This window comes from Pigmentiphaga kullae, from assembly GCF_004216695.1.
GTDB lineage: Bacteria > Pseudomonadota > Gammaproteobacteria > Burkholderiales > Burkholderiaceae_B > Pigmentiphaga > Pigmentiphaga kullae.
The window spans coordinates 245078-260898 of sequence record NZ_SGXC01000003.1; the positions used below are offsets into that span (position 1 = coordinate 245078).

Below are 15821 nucleotides of genomic sequence, written 5' to 3' on the forward strand. Positions count from 1 at the left end.
CCATGTTGCGCTGGGCTACTATCTTTTTCGTGATTCCCTTGCTGGTTGCCGTCGCGGGATTCAGCGACTTCGCGGCCAGTGCCGCGAATATCGCCGTCGTCCTGTTCCTGGTTTCGCTGGGGGCCTTTCTCGCCACCTTCTTCATCCGGACGCCCGAGGACGGGGAAGAGGGCTACGAGGGGGAATGGTCCCGCTGATCGCGCAGGACAAGGAAGCCGATGAACACGCAGCTCTTTTTTCGCGGTTGAACATGGTTGCAAGACGCGTTTCGCAGGCGGCCGCGCCGTCCGATTCCTCCTATCGCAGGTTGGCCGAGCATGCTCCCGGCGTGCTTTGGTCCGCCTCGGCGACAGGGGAGTGGCTGTATGTGAATCCGGCCTGGACCCGCCTGACGGGGCAGCCCGCCGAGCAGGCCCTGGGCTGGGGCTGGCTGGCCTGCGTGCCTGCCGACCAGCGCGACCGGGTTCGCGCCGCCGTCGTCAAGGGGGCTGCCGATGCCGCTCCGTTCGAGGTGGTGCACGGTCTGGCCACGGTCGGCGGACGGCAGGTGGATGCGCATACGCAGGCACATCCCAGCCTGCAGGCCAACCAGCAGTTCGTGGGCTTCAGCGGCACCTGCCTGCCCTTGCGCGAGTCCGCGGCGGCACGTCTGCCCGCCGACGACGAGCCCGACGGACGGCAATTGCTGGACCTGCTGCCCCATGCCGTCGTCGCCTACGACTCTTCCTTGCGGTACCTGTACGCGAACCGCGCCGCCGGGGAACTGTTCGGCATCGAACCCGCCGTCTTCGCCGGCAAGACCGCGCGGGAGCTGGGCGTGGCGCCCTACATCGCGGCGGCATACGAACAGGCGGTGGCCGATACCTTGGCCGCGAGGGCGCCGCAGAGCTTCGACTACCGTATCGATACCGGATCCTCCACGCGCCACTTCCGCGTTCGCGTGGTGGCCGACGGCGAGGGCCGGCGCGCGGTGGCGTCCACCTTCGACGTCAGCGCCTGGGTGCGGGTCCAGGTGGAGCAGGACACGCTGCTGCTGCGCGAACAGGCGGCGCGGACCCAGGCGGAAACCGCCATCGGGATACGCGACCAGTTCCTGTCCATGGTGTCCCACGAATTGAGATCCCCGCTCAACGGCATCCAGAGTTGGGCCCACGTGCTGGAGAGCCGGGTCGACGCCGGCGTGCCCACGGTCGCGCGGGCCCTGGCGGGCATCAGGACCGGCGTGCAGCAGCAGGTTCGGCTGATCGACGAATTGCTCGACGCCACGCATGCCATGACGGGACGGCTCCAGCTCTCGATGGCGATGGAGGCGCTGGCCCCCATCGTCGAACGCGCGATCGCACGCGCCGCCCCGAAGGCCGCCGAACGCAAGGTGAGCCTGCGGGCCGAACTGCCGCCCGGCGACGTCCGCGTCTGGGGCAGTGCCGAGCGCATCGAACAGATGGTGGGACACCTGCTGGGCAACGCCATCAAGTTCAGCCAGCCCGACAGCCAGGTCTCGGTGCGGATCGAGGCGGCGCAGGACGAGGCGCGGATCGCCGTCGGCGATACCGGCAAGGGCATCGCTGCCGACGTCATGCCCTATCTGTTCGACCCCTTCCGCCAGCTCGACGCCTTTCGCGCCCGTCGCCCCGATGGCCTGGGACTGGGGCTGACGCTGGTGCGGCACCTGGCCGAACTCCAGGGCGGCAGGGTAGCCGCCCAGAGCGCGGGCGACGGCCAAGGCGCGGTGTTCTCGATCTACCTGCCGCTGGCCGGCGAAGGCCAGGCATCCACGCCGGTCGCGCGGCCCGAGGCGGCGGCCGTGCCGGCCGGTACCCTGAGCGATGTGCGCATCCTGCTGGTCGAAGGGCACGCCGAGGCGCGCGGCGCCCTGGCCGAATCCTTGCAACAGGCCGGAGGTGCGGTGGTCGCGTGCGAATCGGGCGCCTTGGCGCTGGAGCATTTGCGCCGCGCGGGCGCGGGCGAATTGCCTCATGTCATCGTCAGCGACATGACCCTGCCCGGCATGGACGGCAGCGATACGCTGGCCCGCATCCGCGAACTCGAGCGTGGGGCACCGGAGCGTTTTCCGCTGCCCACTCCCGCGGTCGCGCTGAGTTCGGCCAGCCGGTGCGAGGATCGCATCGGCGCGTTGGCCGCGGGCTTCCAGGTTTACCTCGCCAAGCCGGTGGAGTTTCCCCAATTGGTGGGATTGATACAGAACCTGGCGCGGACCGCTTCCCTGGAACGGCCCTAGCGGGAGGAAGGCGGCCCGTGGGCCGCCCGCCGGGGCTAGGCGTGTGCGCGCATGCGGTCGCGCAGTTCCTTCACCTGGTCGTGGTTGCGCACGACACCTTCGTATTGCAGCTGAATGAGAGACAGGAGCTGCGGCGGCAGTTCCTCGCGCAGGGCCGCCTGGTAGCGGCCCTTGGCCACATCCTCGCCGCGTTCGCATTCCTCCAGGATGGCGAGATCCGTTCTTCCCGCCACCGCCGATTTCAGTCCCAGCCAGCCGCGGTGCAGCGCGCCGGCCGCGGTGCCCCCTTCTTCCGGCTCGTCGCCCAGCGCCGATACCTGCTCTTGCAACTGGGCCGCGGCCGTCGAGCAGTCGCCCGCGCGCCGGGAGAAAAGCGTCTTCAACTCGGGATCGTGGGCGTCCTGGGCAGCTTGCCGAAAGCCGTACTCGCCGTCCTTGCAGGTCTCGACCAAGTCGTTCAGTACTGTCGTCACATCTCGGGCCATCTTCGTCTCCTGGGTAGTCCGATCGGACCGGGCCGCATCGGGCCCGGTCCGGGACTTCCAGCAGGAAACGGACCCGCCGGACGATCCGCTATTTCTTGGGATGAGTGGGCTTGAGCTTCCAGTCCTTGTCGTCCTTGCCGGTACGGACTTCCTTTTCGGCATGGGCCGCGGCCCCGGGCGAGATCGGATCGCTGGCCGGGAAGGTGTCCTCCAGCGAATCGTCCAGCAGTTCCTGGTAGGTAGGCAGTCCTTCGTCGGACTGTTTGGCCTTGTCCTTCGGATCTTTCTCCGAACGGTTCTTGGGTTCAGTCTTCATGCCATGCTCCCGCAAATTGTCGCGTGGTCGAGTCGGCAAGAGTCGTGCCCGGGCCTTACGCCCCCGTGGCGCCGCCCGCCGACGGTTGCGGCGCCGGGGCCGGCGGTCCGTCGCCATCCAGGCGGCGGACGAAACTGGCCTGCGGATTTGCAAACTGTATTCCCGACTGCTTGAAACGGCGATAGATGCGCTGGTTGAAGCCGCGCTGCACCGCGGCCTTGCCGCGATCCAGCGTGCGGATCTGCCCGGCCAGCGTGACCGACGCGCCGTCCACCTGGTCCACGCCCCAGAGCTCCAGGTCGGCCAGCATCAGCGGACCCAGGTCGGGATCGTTGCGCATTTCCGCGCCCACGTTGCGGATCGCGGCCATGACCTCGTCCAGGTCCGAATCGGCGCTGACGCTGACCCGCACCGAGGCGTTACCGATGCCGCGGTTGCTGTTCGATACCGTGCCCACGGCGCTGAACGGCACCACGTGCAGCGAGCCGTCGCCGGCGCGCAGCCGGACCGTTCGTATGGACAGATATTCCACCGTGCCCGACACGCCCGCCAGCGTCACCGAGTCGCCTACCTGCATCGCGTTCTCCATCAGCAGAAAGATGCCCGTGATGAAATCCTGCACCAGCTTCTGCGAACCGAAGCCGATGGCCACGCCGATGATGCTGGCGCCGGCCAGCAGCGGCGCGATGTTGATGCCCAGTTCGTTGAGCGCCGTGAACAACACGATCAGCGCGATCACGATGAACAGCGTCGTGCGCAGGATGGGGACCAGCGTGCGCAGCCGCGTCGCGCGGGCGAGATCGCCGGCCCGGGTCCAGCGCTCCATGCGCCGGTTGATCGACAGGTTGGCGGCTTCCCAGGCGACCAGCGCCAGGATGCAGGACACCGCGATGGTGGCGGTGGCCGAGACCAGCCTGCGGCCCACCGTGCCGGTCTCGAACCAGTCCAGCGCGCGCACGCCCCAGACCTCCAGCAGCGCGATCGCCGTGGCAGCGAAGACCAGGATCATCACCACGCGCTGCGCCAGCGTCTGGTAGGGGCGCCTGCCAGGCTGGCCGTCGCCCGCGGCGGGAGCGTCGCTGTAGAAGGCGCGGTCCAGCGCCCCCAGCAGGATCATGCTGAGCACGGTGGCCGCCAGCATGACCAGCGCCGTGCGCCAGACGTAGTGCAGCAACTGCGACAGTCCGCTGGCCGTGCCCAGCGCCCACACCACCCAGAGCCCCGCGATGACCGCGATGGCGGTGGGGGCCCAGACATTGGCCAGCACCGCCCGCAGCCCCTCGTGTTCCTGCCCGCGTATCCAGCGCGAGACCTGGCGCCGCCGCTGGACCACCATGATGATCAGCATCGCATGCACCGCCAGTCCCACCAGCTTGGACAGCGCGTTGCGCGCGTCGTCGCCGGCCCCCAGCAGATAGGCGATCTCGGTCGCGGCCACGCCGAAGGCGCCGACCGCCACCACGCGCCGCAGCCACGTGTCCAGATAGCGCGCCGATTCGTCGCCCAGGCGGGACAGGCGCAGGCAGGCCGCGGACGGCGCGGTCAGCAGGCGCAGCGCGGTCATGGTCAGGCGCATGGCGAGATAGGCGCCGATCAGCGGCAGGATGAAGGGATAGAAACCCGCAGTCGGCGCGCCGAACAGCGTCATCGATACCGTCGCCACCACCAGGAAGCCGGCCAGCGGCACCAGGGCCAGGACGGCATGCGCCAGCGCGGCGGGCAGCCGGCGCATGATGCGCAGGTGCTGGTCCGGTTCGGCGGGAGTTTCCGTGTCGGCGTCCGGCGCGGAGGGCGGGACCGTGTCCGGGATGTGGCGGCGTTCCGCGTAGGCCAGCAGCAAGGCGCGGGGCCGGCGCAGCAGACGCCCGATCCCGGCTTCCACGCCCAGGGCCACGGCCAGGATCAACAGAATCGTGCCCAGGCCCTGGAAGGTGGCCGCGCGGGCCTCCGGCGTGCCCAGGTAATACTGCCACCAGGCGCCCGCCGACCGCAGCGACAACAGCGTGGCGCCTGTCAGCCGCAGCTCGCCCAGCGCCGAGTCCACCCACTTGCCCACCTGCGTGAAGGCCTGGGCGACCAGCCCGTCCTTCTCCAGCGCGACAGGCGTGTCGGGAGCGGCGGATTCGGCGGCCGGGGGAGCGGCCTGTTGTTCCGCGGCCTCGGCGATGACGCTCAGCGTCTGTTCCAGTTCGGCCCGACGGGTATCGTCGCGCAGCAGGTCCAGGACCTGGCGCGCCTGGGTGGGCGTCACGGCTTCGGGGGCGGCGGCGTCGGCCGGCCGCGGCATCCAGAGGGCCAGGCACAGCAGGGCGAGGGCGGTCCAGGGGCGTGGGCGTCGTGTCTGCATGGGGTCGGCCGGAAGGGGGGATAGGGCGATTCTACCCAGCGATGCGGGCGGTCTGGAGGGGAGTTGCAGCGAAATCAAAAAAACCGCTATAATCTTTCTTCTTTGCAGGGCTGTTAGCTCAGTTGGTAGAGCAGCGGACTCTTAATCCGTAGGTCGAGTGTTCGAGCCACTCACAGCCCACCAGAATTCAGCAAGAACAACGCCTTAGGCGCCCCGGCGACCTAGGGCGTTTTTCTTTGGCGAATTTCTTCGAAAGAACCGTCATGGCCGTGGCCATGAAGGGCTTTCATTCTCGCAACCACATGTGGTGAAGACGATGAGCAAGCCTTTCATTTCGCTGTGTCCAGAGATCACTCGGGCAGACGCACTCACTCTGATGGACTGGCTGGAGGACGAGCGCGTCATCCGCTATCTGAGCGATTCGCGTCATGTCTCCCGGTTCATCGAACAGGTCGTCGGCCGGGTCCAGTTGCCGATCCTGACCCATCTGTTCAACCAGGGCGGCCGGTTCTTCATGGCCTACGACCGGCATGACGTGCCGGTGGGGTTCGTGCGTCTCGTCAAGACGGGCCCGGACTGCGAGATCGTCCTGGTTATCGGAAACCGCGACAACTGGGGCCGCAAGCTCGGCGCCAGCGCCATCCACGAAGGCATGAAGCTCGCCTTCCTCGACATGCGGGCCGAGAAGCTCATCGCCAAGGTCCATCCGGACAACGCGCGCTCGCTGAAGGCCTTCCTGCGCTGCGGCTTCCTGCTTGAAAACGAAACGCCCACTATCAAGTCGTTTGCCATGACGTCCGAGCGCTATCTGCGGCTGCTGCGCGAAAACGCCGTGGGTGATTCCACCGACATCTACATCACCGAAATCGACAAGGCCCGGCTCAGCAGCCTGATCGCCCTCGAAGAGGGCCCGGCCGTCGTCGACCTCGAACACGAGATCGAGCGCGCCATCGTCGTCGATCCGCGGCAGGTCGGGCGCAATGTCGTCACGATGAACTCCCGGGCCTTGCTGCATCTGGGCGACCAGGAAGTGGAAGTCTCCCTGGTCTATCCTCAGGACGCCGATGGCAGCGCCGGGAAACTGTCGGTTTGCTCCGACTTCGGCGCCGCGATCCTGGGCTACCAGGAGGGCGATGCCATCGACTGGCGAATCTCGGACCGGACCCGCCGCATCTGCATCGAGAAAGTGCTGTACCAACCGGAAGCCGCGGGGGATTTCCACCTGTAGGTTCGCACGCCGCGTCGCACCGCCCATCGCGCTAGCCGATGGACGGTTGATGCCGCCGGTGCACGACCAGCCATTTGCCCACGGCGATGACAGACAGCGCGGCGACGATCTCCACCGCCAGTTCGACCATGGGGCCCGGTTCGCCCAGGTGTTCGAGGACGAAGGTGTCGCTGGTCAGCATGCCGCCGGCTATCCATCCCAGCATGCCCGCGCCCAGCGTGACGATCACGGGGAAATGATCTATCAGCTTGAGCACCAGCGTGCTGCCCCAGACGATGATGGGCACGCTGACACAAAGGCCGAATATCACGTAGTAAAGCTGATGTCCCAGGTGCGCGCTTTCGGCCGCGCCGGCGATGGCGATGACATTGTCCAGGCTCATGGCGAAGTCGGCGATGACGATGGTCCGGATGGCGCCGAAGACGGACGTGCCGCCGTCGATGTCGCCGTGCGCGTCCTGGTCCTGGGCCAATAGCTTGATGCCTATCCACATCAACAGCGCACAGCCCACGATCTTCAGGAAGGGCAGGCTCAGCAGCGCCAGCGCGAAGGCGATCAGCAGGACGCGAAGCAGGATGGCGCCGCCGGTACCCCACAGGATGCCCTTGAGTCTTTGCCGTGGAGGCAGGTTGCGGCAGGCCAGGGCGATGACGATGGCGTTGTCGCCTCCCAGCAGGATGTCGATCAGGATGATCTGGAAGACGGCGCCCCAATGAAGCGTCTCGATGAGTTCGAGCATGACCCTGGCCCCCTTGAAAGAACGTGGACGACGCATCGAGGCGACCGGGATGTCCGTTCGCGCGGGATGGATTGCCAGCCATTCTAGGCAGGAAGCGCGGGAAACGTTCTAATAATAGTACTATTGGAATGGTCACTCTTGCCGGGGACGAGCGGCAGGGGCCGGCTTGTGCCCGTCGTACCCGGAAGTGAGATCAATCTCCCTTGCAGGCGTTCTTCTGCGGTACCAGCGTGGCGGTCAGCAGGTAGTCCGACTGCACGTCGACCACGCAGGCCTTCCTGCCCGGACCTCCTCCCATGGCCACGTGCTGGTCCGCTTCGAAGACGAACAGCGATGCGTTCGCGAGCTGCGCCACGACGTCCCTGGAGCTCTGGAACGGGGTGGCGGGGTCGCCGGTCGTGCCCCACACCATGATGGGGGGCGATCCCTGCGCGCGGTAGTTGGTGGGCACGGGATCGGGCGCCACGGGCAGGTGGGCGCAGGGCCGGTTGATGTTGGCCTGCACCGCGCCGGTCAGCGGCGCCGCGGCGGCGGCCTGTGCCACGATATCCTCGAACGCCGCGCCCTGCGGCAGGGGCTGGTCCATGCACGTCGTCCAGACCGCCGGGCCGAGCGATTCGCTGTTCGCCAGTCCGGAAGCTTTCTCCCGCATGGGATCCCAGTCCGCCGGTGCCTGCGCCGCGGAGCCGATGGCGGCCGCCAGGGACGGGTAGGCCGCCGGTTCGTAGATGCCCAGCACGGAGACCAGTGTCAGCCAGCCGGTCGATAGTGGTATGGGCGTGCCCTTGTAATCCATCCGCACCGGGGCAGCATGCGCCCGGGCCAACATTTCCCTGAACTGCCCCTCGGCCTGGTCGCGGATCGGACATTGCTCGGCGTTGTCGGCGCACCAGGAGAAGAATCGCTCCAGTCCGCGGTTCCAGGAGACGGCCTGGTTCACCAGTATCGTGGTCCCGGATTGGGCGGGATTGACGACGCCGTCGATGATCATCGCGCGGATGTGCGAAGGATAGAGGTCGGCGTAGACGATCCCGACCTCGGTGCCGTAGGACACGCCCAGATAGGTCAGCCTGGCGTCGCCCATCGCGCGGCGCAGCACTTCCACGTCGCGGACGACGTTCATCGTGCCCATCAGGGGGAAGACCGGGTCGTCGCGGCAGGTGCGGGCGTAGGAGGCCGCGGCCGCGTCGAGCGCCTTGGCGCCGGCGGCGCTGGTGTCGCCCAGGTCGTGGGCGAAGTATGTCGCCAGCGCGCCGCCGCAGCGCAAGGCGGGCGCGTCCGGCAGAGAGCCGGTGGGGCGGGTGTGGCCGACGCCGCGCGGATCGAAGCCGACGATGTCGAAGCGTTGCCGCACTTGCGCCGACAGCTTGCCGGCGAAATCCGGGACGGCGCCGACGCCGGAGCCGCCCGGTCCGCCGGGTTCGATGACGAGCGAGCCTATCCTGTTCCGTGCATCGTCGGCCGGCCGGCGGCGCAGGGCCAGGTCCAGGGTCTTGCCCTTGGGGTCCGCGTAGTCGAGCGGGACCCGGACCACGGCGCAGTCGTAGCGTTCGCCGTCGACCAGGGACGGCACGGTGCCGTCCGGAAAGACTGTTTCGCAAGCCCGCCAGTCGGGCGCGGAGACGGCCACGGTGGTGGCGGCCAGGTTCTTGCGCGTGGCCGGATCGCCGTCGTCCGAGCCGCCGCCGCAGCCGGTCAAAAGAAGGGCGGCGACCGCGGCCGCCGTCCAGGGGTGGGCCTGCCGGCCCCCGTGCCTCGTTCTTGTCCTTGCCATTGTCCCTGCCCCCATGCCTGGAACGCCTGCCGCCCCCGCGGCGATCCGATCTTGCCAGTTGGGGCGGGGCTTGGCTAGGGCCCGGATCAGGTGCCGCCCAGGTTGCGCATCAGGCCGCCGTCGACGAAGTAGCTGCTGCCCGTCACGTAGCTGGCGTCGTCCGAGGCCAGGAACAGTACCACGTTGGCCACTTCCTGCGGCTGGCCCGGCCGCCCCTGCGGGATCTGCGAGGCCGACTCGCGTGCCTGCGCGGGGTCTTCCAGGCGATCCTGCGTCATGGGCGTGGCGATCATGCCGGGGGCGACGTTGTTGATGCGTATGCCGCGCGAGGCCAGCTCGAGCGCCAGCGTCCGCGTGACCGACCGCAATCCCGCTTTGGACGCGTCGTAGGCCGCGCTGCCGGGCAGCGAAATTTCTTCATGCACCGACGTAATATTTATGATGGCGCCGCCGCCGGCGGACAGCATATGGCGGGCCGCCGCCTGGCACAGCAGCCAGGGCGATACGAGATTGATGTTCAGCATCCACGAGAATTCGTCGGGCGGGATTTCCAGCGAATCCTGGCGCGAGGCTCCCGCGCCGGCGTTGTTCACGAGCACATGCAGGCCCCCCATCTTTCCGAAGGCCTGTTCGAAGAAGGCCAGCGTCTGGGCGGGACCGGAGAAGTCCGCCTGCAGGATCTCGGCGCGCCGCCCGGCGGCCCGCACCTGCGAGGCCGTGGCGCGTGCCCCCTCTTCATCCCGGTGATAGTGAACCAGCACATCGGCGCCTTCGCGGGCGAACGTCGCGGCCACGGCCTGGCCGATGCCGCTGTCCGCGCCGGTCACCCAGGCGATCTTGTCCCGGAGTTTCATGTCGGCTCCCTGGTCGTAGGCGGACCAGGGCAGACGCAAGCGGCGTGCCGCCCATGCCGAAGGGTGTTGTAAAAAAGCCGTTTCGCCGCGCCGGAGCGGGCGCCCGGCGCTAAGATACGCGCCACCCCGAACACAAGCGTCGCGTCGAACGCCGGTTCGCCACTCCCATAGGCCATGTCCTCCCCTACCTCCCGCATGCCGCTGATCGATGCGATCAAGGCTGTCGCCTGCCTGGCCATCGTGCTCCATCACCTGGCCTTCTACGGCCCCATGTCCGAGATCGCCCACCCGCTCATGCCGCGCGTCCTGGATGCGCTGATGCACTACGGCAGGATGGCCGTCATGGCGTTCTTCGTGGTGTCGGGATTCCTGGCCGCGCGCGCCTTCGCCCCGGCGGGCGTGTCGCGGGTGGAGCAGCCCCTGGCCGCGATCAAGCGGCGGTATTTCCGGCTGGCCGTGCCCTTCATGGCGGCGCTGGTGCTGGCCATGGCCTGCGCCGCGCTGGCGCGGGCCTGGATGGAGCACGACTCGATCCCGGATACGCCCACGGCGCCGCAACTGGCGGCCCACGTGCTGCTGAGCAACGGCCTCTTGCGCCAGGAGTCGCTGTCGGCGGGCGTCTGGTACGTGGGCATCGATTTCCAGCTGTTCAGCGTCATGGCCTTGTTGCTGGGGCTGTCGCGCTGGATCAGCGTGCGTCGCCCGACCTGGGGATGGCTGGGCGCCGCGGCCATAGGCGGCCTGACGCTGGCGTCGCTGTTCGTCTTCAACCGCAATCCCTATTGGGACGAGACCGCGCTGTATTTCTTCGCTTACTACGGCCTGGGGTGTTGCGCCTACTGGCTGACCGGCCGGCCCAAAGGCGGCCTGTGGCTGCTGGCCATGGCCGGGGTGGTGGCCGCGGCACTGGTCACCGATTTCCGTGAACGCATCGTGGTGGCGGCGGCCATCATGCTGCTGCTGGGGGCGGCCCGCCAGGCGGGCTGGCTGGAGACGGTGGCGGTGCCGGGATTCCTGAGCCGGCTCGCGCGCATCTCCTATTCGGTGTTCCTGGTGCATTTCCCGCTGTGCCTGGTGGTCAGCGCCCTGGTGTTCCATTTTTTTCCGGAACAGGCCGCGGCCAATGCGCTCGGCATGGGGCTGGCGGTGTTCGTCAGCGTGGCCGGCGGTGCCGCCTTCCACCGACTGGTGGAGTGCCGCACGCTGGACCCGATCGTGCGGCGCGCCGTCATGGGGCTCTTTGCAGTGGGCGGCGCGCTGGCGGTCTACTCCCAGGTCTAGGCGCCGGCCGGCGTCCTAGACCAGCCTCGGGCCCCGGTGTTTGTGCCGGGCCCCGGCGGCCGAGGTCAGTCCCGCTTCCTTCTCGAAATCCGCGCCCTGGCTCTGGACCTGGGTGTAGGCGTGCTCGCGGAACAGGTTTTCGGCGCGGTCGGCCTGCCCGCTTTCTATGGCGGTGACGATGGCGTGATGCTGCCGATGAGCGTAGAACAGAAAGTTGAACATCATGTCCCGGCTCTGCGTGTCGAACGCCAGCGTGAGCGGGTCGGTGAACGGCACGATGTTGCAGCGGCTGACCAGGCTGGCCAGCAGGGGCATGTCGGCGCCTTCCAGGATCAGCGTATGGAAGCGCGCGTTCATTTCCGCGTAGCGGATCTCGTCGTCGTCCGACAGCCTGCGCTCGGTGAAGATGCGGTCGCCCTGGGCCAGGCAGTCCTTGAGTTCGGCCAGCAGTTCCGCGCTGGCGCCGCTGGTGGCCAGCGCGCGCGCCGCCAGCCCCTCCAGCGCGGCGCGCACGTGCAGGGCCTCCGTGCTTTCGCGGGCGGAAAAGGCGCGCACCGCGAAGCCGCGGGCGCCGGACGGTACCAGCAGGCCTTCCTGGGCGAGCGCGGGCAGGGCCTGGCGCACGGGCGTACGCGAGGTGCCCAGCCGTTCGGCCAGGTCGGCTTCCCGGACGCGTTCTCCCGGCGCGAGTTCGCCCCGGAGGATCATTTCACGAATATGCAGCATGGTCGTGGTCTGCTGCATGCGTGCTCCCTGAGTGATGATGCGGCCGCCCCGCGGTTGACGAGGTGGATGCAAGTATAAGACCCGTTTGGGATCCCGTATTGGATCCCAAACGGGCATCGAGCCTCGAAAAAACCCCTAATTGCTTTATTTTGGGATCCCATATAATCTCCGCTACGCATAAAAAGGTCGGTGGCGCATGGCGATGCGGCCGCGCCGGCTTCCTAAAGACGGAGTACGCATCATGGCAAGAATCATCGGCGGCATCGGCAGCTCGCACGTGCCGACCATAGGCGTCGCCTACGACAAGGGCAAGCAGAACGATCCGGCCTGGGCGCCGCTGTTCGACGGCTACAAGCCGGTGGCTGCCTGGCTGGCCGAGAAGCAGGCCGACGTGCTGGTGTTCTTCTACAACGACCACTGCACGACCTTTTTCTTCGACATGTATCCCACGTTCGCGCTGGGGGTGGGCGAACGCTTTCCCATCGCCGACGAGGGCGCGGGCCTGCGCAACCTGCCCGCCATCCGTGGCAACGTCGATTTCCAGGCCCACATCGCCGAGTCCTTGGTGAACGACGAGTTCGACATCACCGTCTTCCAGGACAAGCCCATCGACCACGGCTGTGCGTCGCCGCTGCCGCTGCTCTGGCCGCACCAGCCCGACTGGCCGGGCACCGTGGTGCCCGTCGCGATCAACGTGCTGCAATATCCGCTGCCCACGGCGCGCCGCTGCTATCGCCTGGGGCAGGCCGTGCGCCGCGCGGTGGAATCCTATCCCGAGGACCTGAAGGTGGTGGTGGTGGGCACCGGCGGCCTGTCCCACCAGGTCCATGGCGAGCGCACCGGCTTCAACAATACCGAGTGGGACATGGAGTTCCTGCGCCTGCTGGAAGAAGATCCCGAAGCCTTGATGCGGATGAAACACGCCGACTACGTACGCCTGGGCGGCGCCGAGAGCGTGGAGCAGATCATGTGGCTGTCCATGCGCGGCGCGCTGGGCACCGGCCCGCTGCGCAAGCTGCACCAGAACTACTACCTGGCCACCACCACTGCGATGACCGTGGTGCTGTACGAGGAAGGCGAGCCCATCGCCCGGCAGACCGGTCCGGCCGCCGCGGCCGTGGCCTGAGGAGCATCCGATGAATCCGCAACTCGAAGGCATCGAGCAGATCCCGGGCACCTACGCGTTCGACCTGCGCGTCAGCAACCGCACGCTGAAGATCAACCGCTTCTTCTGGAACATGATAGGCGCCGACTGGCGCGCGCGCTTCGTCGCCGACGAGGAAGGCACGATGGACGCGGCCGGGCTGACGGAAGAGGAAAAGGCCCTGGTGCGCGCGCGCGACTGGCTGGGCCTCGTGCAGCACGGCGTCAACTTCTTCGTGCTCGAGAAGTTCGGCCGGGTCGTCAAGAAAACCAATCTCGAGATCTACGCCATCATGCGCGGCGAGAGCTTCGAGGAATTCATGAAGACACGGCTGGTCCCGGACGCTAGGTAGAAGACCCCCCGTACGCGCTTCGCGCGCCCAGCATGGTGAGCCCCCAGCCGCTACGCGGCAGCCCCCCGAGGGGGCCGGGACCCGCCTTGGGGCGGCCCGGCGCCGGGTCCCGTGGGGGCGGCACTGGCGGACCAGCGGAGCCGGATCCACTGTGCCTTAGCTACACCATTACATCGCAACACCACCGACGATAGGCGCAGCGCGCCAAGGAGAGAGACTATGCGAATCGCGAAACGCGTGGCGGGGCTGCTGTGCGCGGCCGCGGCCGTGGCGGCGGCGGGAGAGGCCGCCGCGGCGGAGATCAAGGTCGGGCTGCTGAGCCAGTTCTCGGGCGCCTACACCTGGTGGGGCCGGGAGTATCAGCGCGGCGTCGACCTGTACCTGGCCCAGCGCGGCGGCAAGTTCGGCGAGCACACCATCACGGTGCTGTCGCGCGACGAAGCCGGCTCCAACCCCCAGCGCGCGCGCCAGCTGTCGCAGGAACTGGTGGTGCGCGACAAGGTGCAGTACCTGATCGGCGGCGTTTTCACGCCCACGGTGCTGGGCGCGGTCGATGTCATCAACCAGACCAAGACGCCCTACGTCATCCTGAACTCGGGCACGTCCAGTGTGACCGACAAGTCGCAATACTATGTGCGAGCCGGCTTCACGCAATGGACGGTCAGCATCCCGCTGGTGCAGTGGGCCTATGACCAGGGCATGAAGAACGCCGTGGTCCTGGCGGCCGACTACGCGCCCGGCCACGACGCGCTGGAAGCCTTCGGCAAGACCTTCGCCAAGCTGGGCGGCAAGGTGGTGGGCGAGATCAAGGTGCCCATGGGCACCACCGATTTCTCCAGCTACCTGCAGCGCGTGCGCGACCTCAAGCCGCAGGCGGTGTTCATGTTCATGCCGGTGGGCCCCATGTCGGCGGGCATGATCCGCAGCTTCAAGGAACGGGAACTGGACAAGGCCGGCATCACGCTGCTGGTGACCAACGAGGCCCAGGAAGAGGACATCGCTCCCATCGGCGACGCCGCGCTGGGCCTGACCTCCGCGCTGCACTACTCGCCCTACCTGGACACGCCCCTGAACAAGGAATTCGTGACCGCCTACAAGGCCAAGTACGGCAAGGACGAACTACCCAGCGTCGCATCGGTGGCGGCCTACGACGGCATGCGGCTGATCGAGCGGATGGTGGGCGCCACCAACGGCGTGAAGGACGGCGACAAGGCCATGGCCGCGATCAAGGACTACAAGTGGGACAGCCCGCGCGGTCCGGTCAGCATCGACCCGCGCACCCGCGAGATCGTCCAGAACGTCTATATGCGCAAGGTCGAGAAGATCGACGGCAAGCTCGGCAACAAGGTGTTCCATACCTATCCGGCCGTGAAAGACCCCTGGCACGAAATCAACAAGTAATGTCCCGCGCGGACGCGGCCAGGCGCCGCGTCCGCTTCCCTTCTTCCTCGCGCCGGATGACGCATGACTTCGACGCTTTCCACTTTCCTCAGCCTTGCCGTGGACGGTATCGCCTACGGCATGATGCTGTTCCTGATCTCGGTCGGCCTGACCATCACGCTGGGCGTGATGCGCGTGGTCAACCTGACCCATTCGGCCTTCGCCATGATCGGGGGCTACATCGCGCTCTGGTTCATCCAGCGCGCGGGCGTGCATTTCTTCCTGGCCGTGCCGCTGGCGGTCCTGGCCACGATGGCCATCGGCGCGCTGCTGGAACGCACGCTGTACCGCTGGGTCTACGGCACCCACGGACTGGGCCAGTTGCTGATGACCATCGGCCTGACCTTCGTCATCACGGCCATCGTCAAGAACCTGGCCGGCACGCAGCTGCAATCCCTGCCGCTACCATCTTCGCTGCAGGGCAACTTCAGCGTGGGGCCGCTCAACCTGTCGGTCTATCGCGCCTTCCTGATCGTGGCCAGCGCCGCCGTCGCGCTCGCGCTGTGGCTGGGTATCGAACGCACGGCTTTCGGCGCGCGCCTGCGCGCCGCGGTCGACAACCAGCGCATGGCGCGCTGCGTGGGCATCAACGTGCCGGCGGTGTTCTCGGTCACGTTCGCCATCGGCTGTGGGCTGGCGGCGCTGGGCGGCGCGCTGGGCAGCCCCATGCTGCCGCTCGAGCCCTACTATGGCCTGAAGTATCTGGTCATCGTGCTGATCGTGGTGGCCGTGGGCGGCCTGGGCAGCCTGCGCGGCTCGCTGTACGCGGCCCTGCTGCTGGGCCTGATCGACACATTGGGCCGCTACTACCTGCCCGCGCTGGGCGCTTTCGTGATCTACCTGGCGGTGCTGGCGATCCTGCTGGTGCGCCCCCGTGGCCTCGTGGCGAACTGATC

At 67.7% G+C, this 15821-nt stretch carries 15 protein-coding genes and 1 tRNA gene; 9 read left to right on the forward strand and 7 right to left on the reverse strand.

Going from position 1 to position 15821, the window contains the following annotated elements; all coding sequences use genetic code 11:
* Positions 1–2 precede the first annotated feature (2 nt).
* Positions 3–197 (forward strand): DUF1328 domain-containing protein, encoded by a 195-nt coding sequence (locus EV675_RS23965; protein WP_130360715.1) that lies wholly within the window; start codon positions 3–5, stop codon positions 195–197.
* A 53-nt stretch (positions 198–250) separates the two neighbouring features.
* Positions 251–2239 carry a hybrid sensor histidine kinase/response regulator gene (locus EV675_RS23970; protein WP_165404749.1) on the forward strand — a complete coding sequence of 663 codons (1989 nt, stop codon included), beginning with the start codon at positions 251–253 and terminating at the stop codon, positions 2237–2239.
* Between the two features lie 35 nt (positions 2240–2274).
* Here EV675_RS23970 and EV675_RS23975 read toward each other — a convergent pair whose 3' ends face one another.
* The 3 genes from EV675_RS23975 to EV675_RS23985 all read right to left on the reverse strand — a co-directional run bounded on the left by EV675_RS23975 (position 2275) and on the right by EV675_RS23985 (position 5387).
* Entirely contained in the window at positions 2275–2724 is a 450-nt protein-coding gene (locus EV675_RS23975) for a ferritin-like domain-containing protein (RefSeq protein WP_130360719.1), read from the reverse strand.
* An 88-nt stretch (positions 2725–2812) separates the two neighbouring features.
* Complete coding sequence (locus EV675_RS23980; protein WP_130360721.1) at positions 2813–3040, reverse strand: hypothetical protein; 228 nt, start codon at positions 3038–3040, stop codon at positions 2813–2815.
* A 55-nt stretch (positions 3041–3095) separates the two neighbouring features.
* Positions 3096–5387: a mechanosensitive ion channel domain-containing protein gene (locus EV675_RS23985; protein WP_130360723.1), complete on the reverse strand. Its 2292-nt coding sequence runs from the start codon at positions 5385–5387 to the stop codon at positions 3096–3098.
* A gap of 107 nt (positions 5388–5494) precedes the next feature.
* On the opposite strand from EV675_RS23985, the gene EV675_RS23990 reads away from it, so the two are divergent.
* Positions 5495–5570 (forward strand) — tRNA-Lys (locus tag EV675_RS23990).
* 133 nt (positions 5571–5703) lie between these two features.
* Entirely contained in the window at positions 5704–6615 is a 912-nt protein-coding gene (locus tag EV675_RS23995; RefSeq protein WP_130360725.1) for a bifunctional GNAT family N-acetyltransferase/nucleoside diphosphate kinase regulator, read from the forward strand.
* A 31-nt stretch (positions 6616–6646) separates the two neighbouring features.
* On the opposite strand, the gene EV675_RS24000 is transcribed toward EV675_RS23995, so the two are convergent.
* The 3 genes from EV675_RS24000 to EV675_RS24010 form a co-directional block, all read right to left on the reverse strand.
* Positions 6647–7354, reverse strand: a complete 708-nt coding sequence (locus EV675_RS24000; RefSeq protein WP_130360727.1) for a TerC family protein — start codon at positions 7352–7354, stop codon at positions 6647–6649.
* 193 nt (positions 7355–7547) lie between these two features.
* Positions 7548–9128 (reverse strand): alpha/beta fold hydrolase, encoded by a 1581-nt coding sequence (locus EV675_RS24005; protein WP_130360729.1) that lies wholly within the window; start codon positions 9126–9128, stop codon positions 7548–7550.
* 86 nt (positions 9129–9214) lie between these two features.
* Complete coding sequence (locus tag EV675_RS24010; protein ID WP_130360731.1) at positions 9215–9982, reverse strand: SDR family oxidoreductase; 768 nt, start codon at positions 9980–9982, stop codon at positions 9215–9217.
* Between the two features lie 174 nt (positions 9983–10156).
* On the opposite strand from EV675_RS24010, the gene EV675_RS24015 reads away from it, so the two are divergent.
* Positions 10157–11263 (forward strand): acyltransferase family protein, encoded by a 1107-nt coding sequence (locus EV675_RS24015; protein ID WP_130360733.1) that lies wholly within the window; start codon positions 10157–10159, stop codon positions 11261–11263.
* A gap of 15 nt (positions 11264–11278) precedes the next feature.
* Here EV675_RS24015 and EV675_RS24020 read toward each other — a convergent pair whose 3' ends face one another.
* On the reverse strand, positions 11279–12007 hold the full coding sequence (locus EV675_RS24020) for a GntR family transcriptional regulator (RefSeq protein ID WP_130360735.1): 729 nt from the start codon (positions 12005–12007) through the stop codon (positions 11279–11281).
* Positions 12008–12230: 223 nt separating this feature from the next.
* On the opposite strand from EV675_RS24020, the gene EV675_RS24025 reads away from it, so the two are divergent.
* The 4 genes from EV675_RS24025 to EV675_RS24040 all read left to right on the forward strand — a co-directional run bounded on the left by EV675_RS24025 (position 12231) and on the right by EV675_RS24040 (position 15819).
* Complete coding sequence (locus tag EV675_RS24025) at positions 12231–13115, forward strand: gallate dioxygenase (RefSeq protein ID WP_087837751.1); 885 nt, start codon at positions 12231–12233, stop codon at positions 13113–13115.
* Positions 13116–13125: 10 nt separating this feature from the next.
* Complete coding sequence (locus tag EV675_RS24030; RefSeq protein WP_130360737.1) at positions 13126–13485, forward strand: protocatechuate 3,4-dioxygenase; 360 nt, start codon at positions 13126–13128, stop codon at positions 13483–13485.
* A gap of 219 nt (positions 13486–13704) precedes the next feature.
* Complete coding sequence (locus EV675_RS24035; RefSeq protein ID WP_130360739.1) at positions 13705–14886, forward strand: ABC transporter substrate-binding protein; 1182 nt, start codon at positions 13705–13707, stop codon at positions 14884–14886.
* A 63-nt stretch (positions 14887–14949) separates the two neighbouring features.
* Entirely contained in the window at positions 14950–15819 is an 870-nt protein-coding gene (locus EV675_RS24040; RefSeq protein WP_130360741.1) for a branched-chain amino acid ABC transporter permease, read from the forward strand.
* Positions 15820–15821 lie beyond the last annotated feature (2 nt).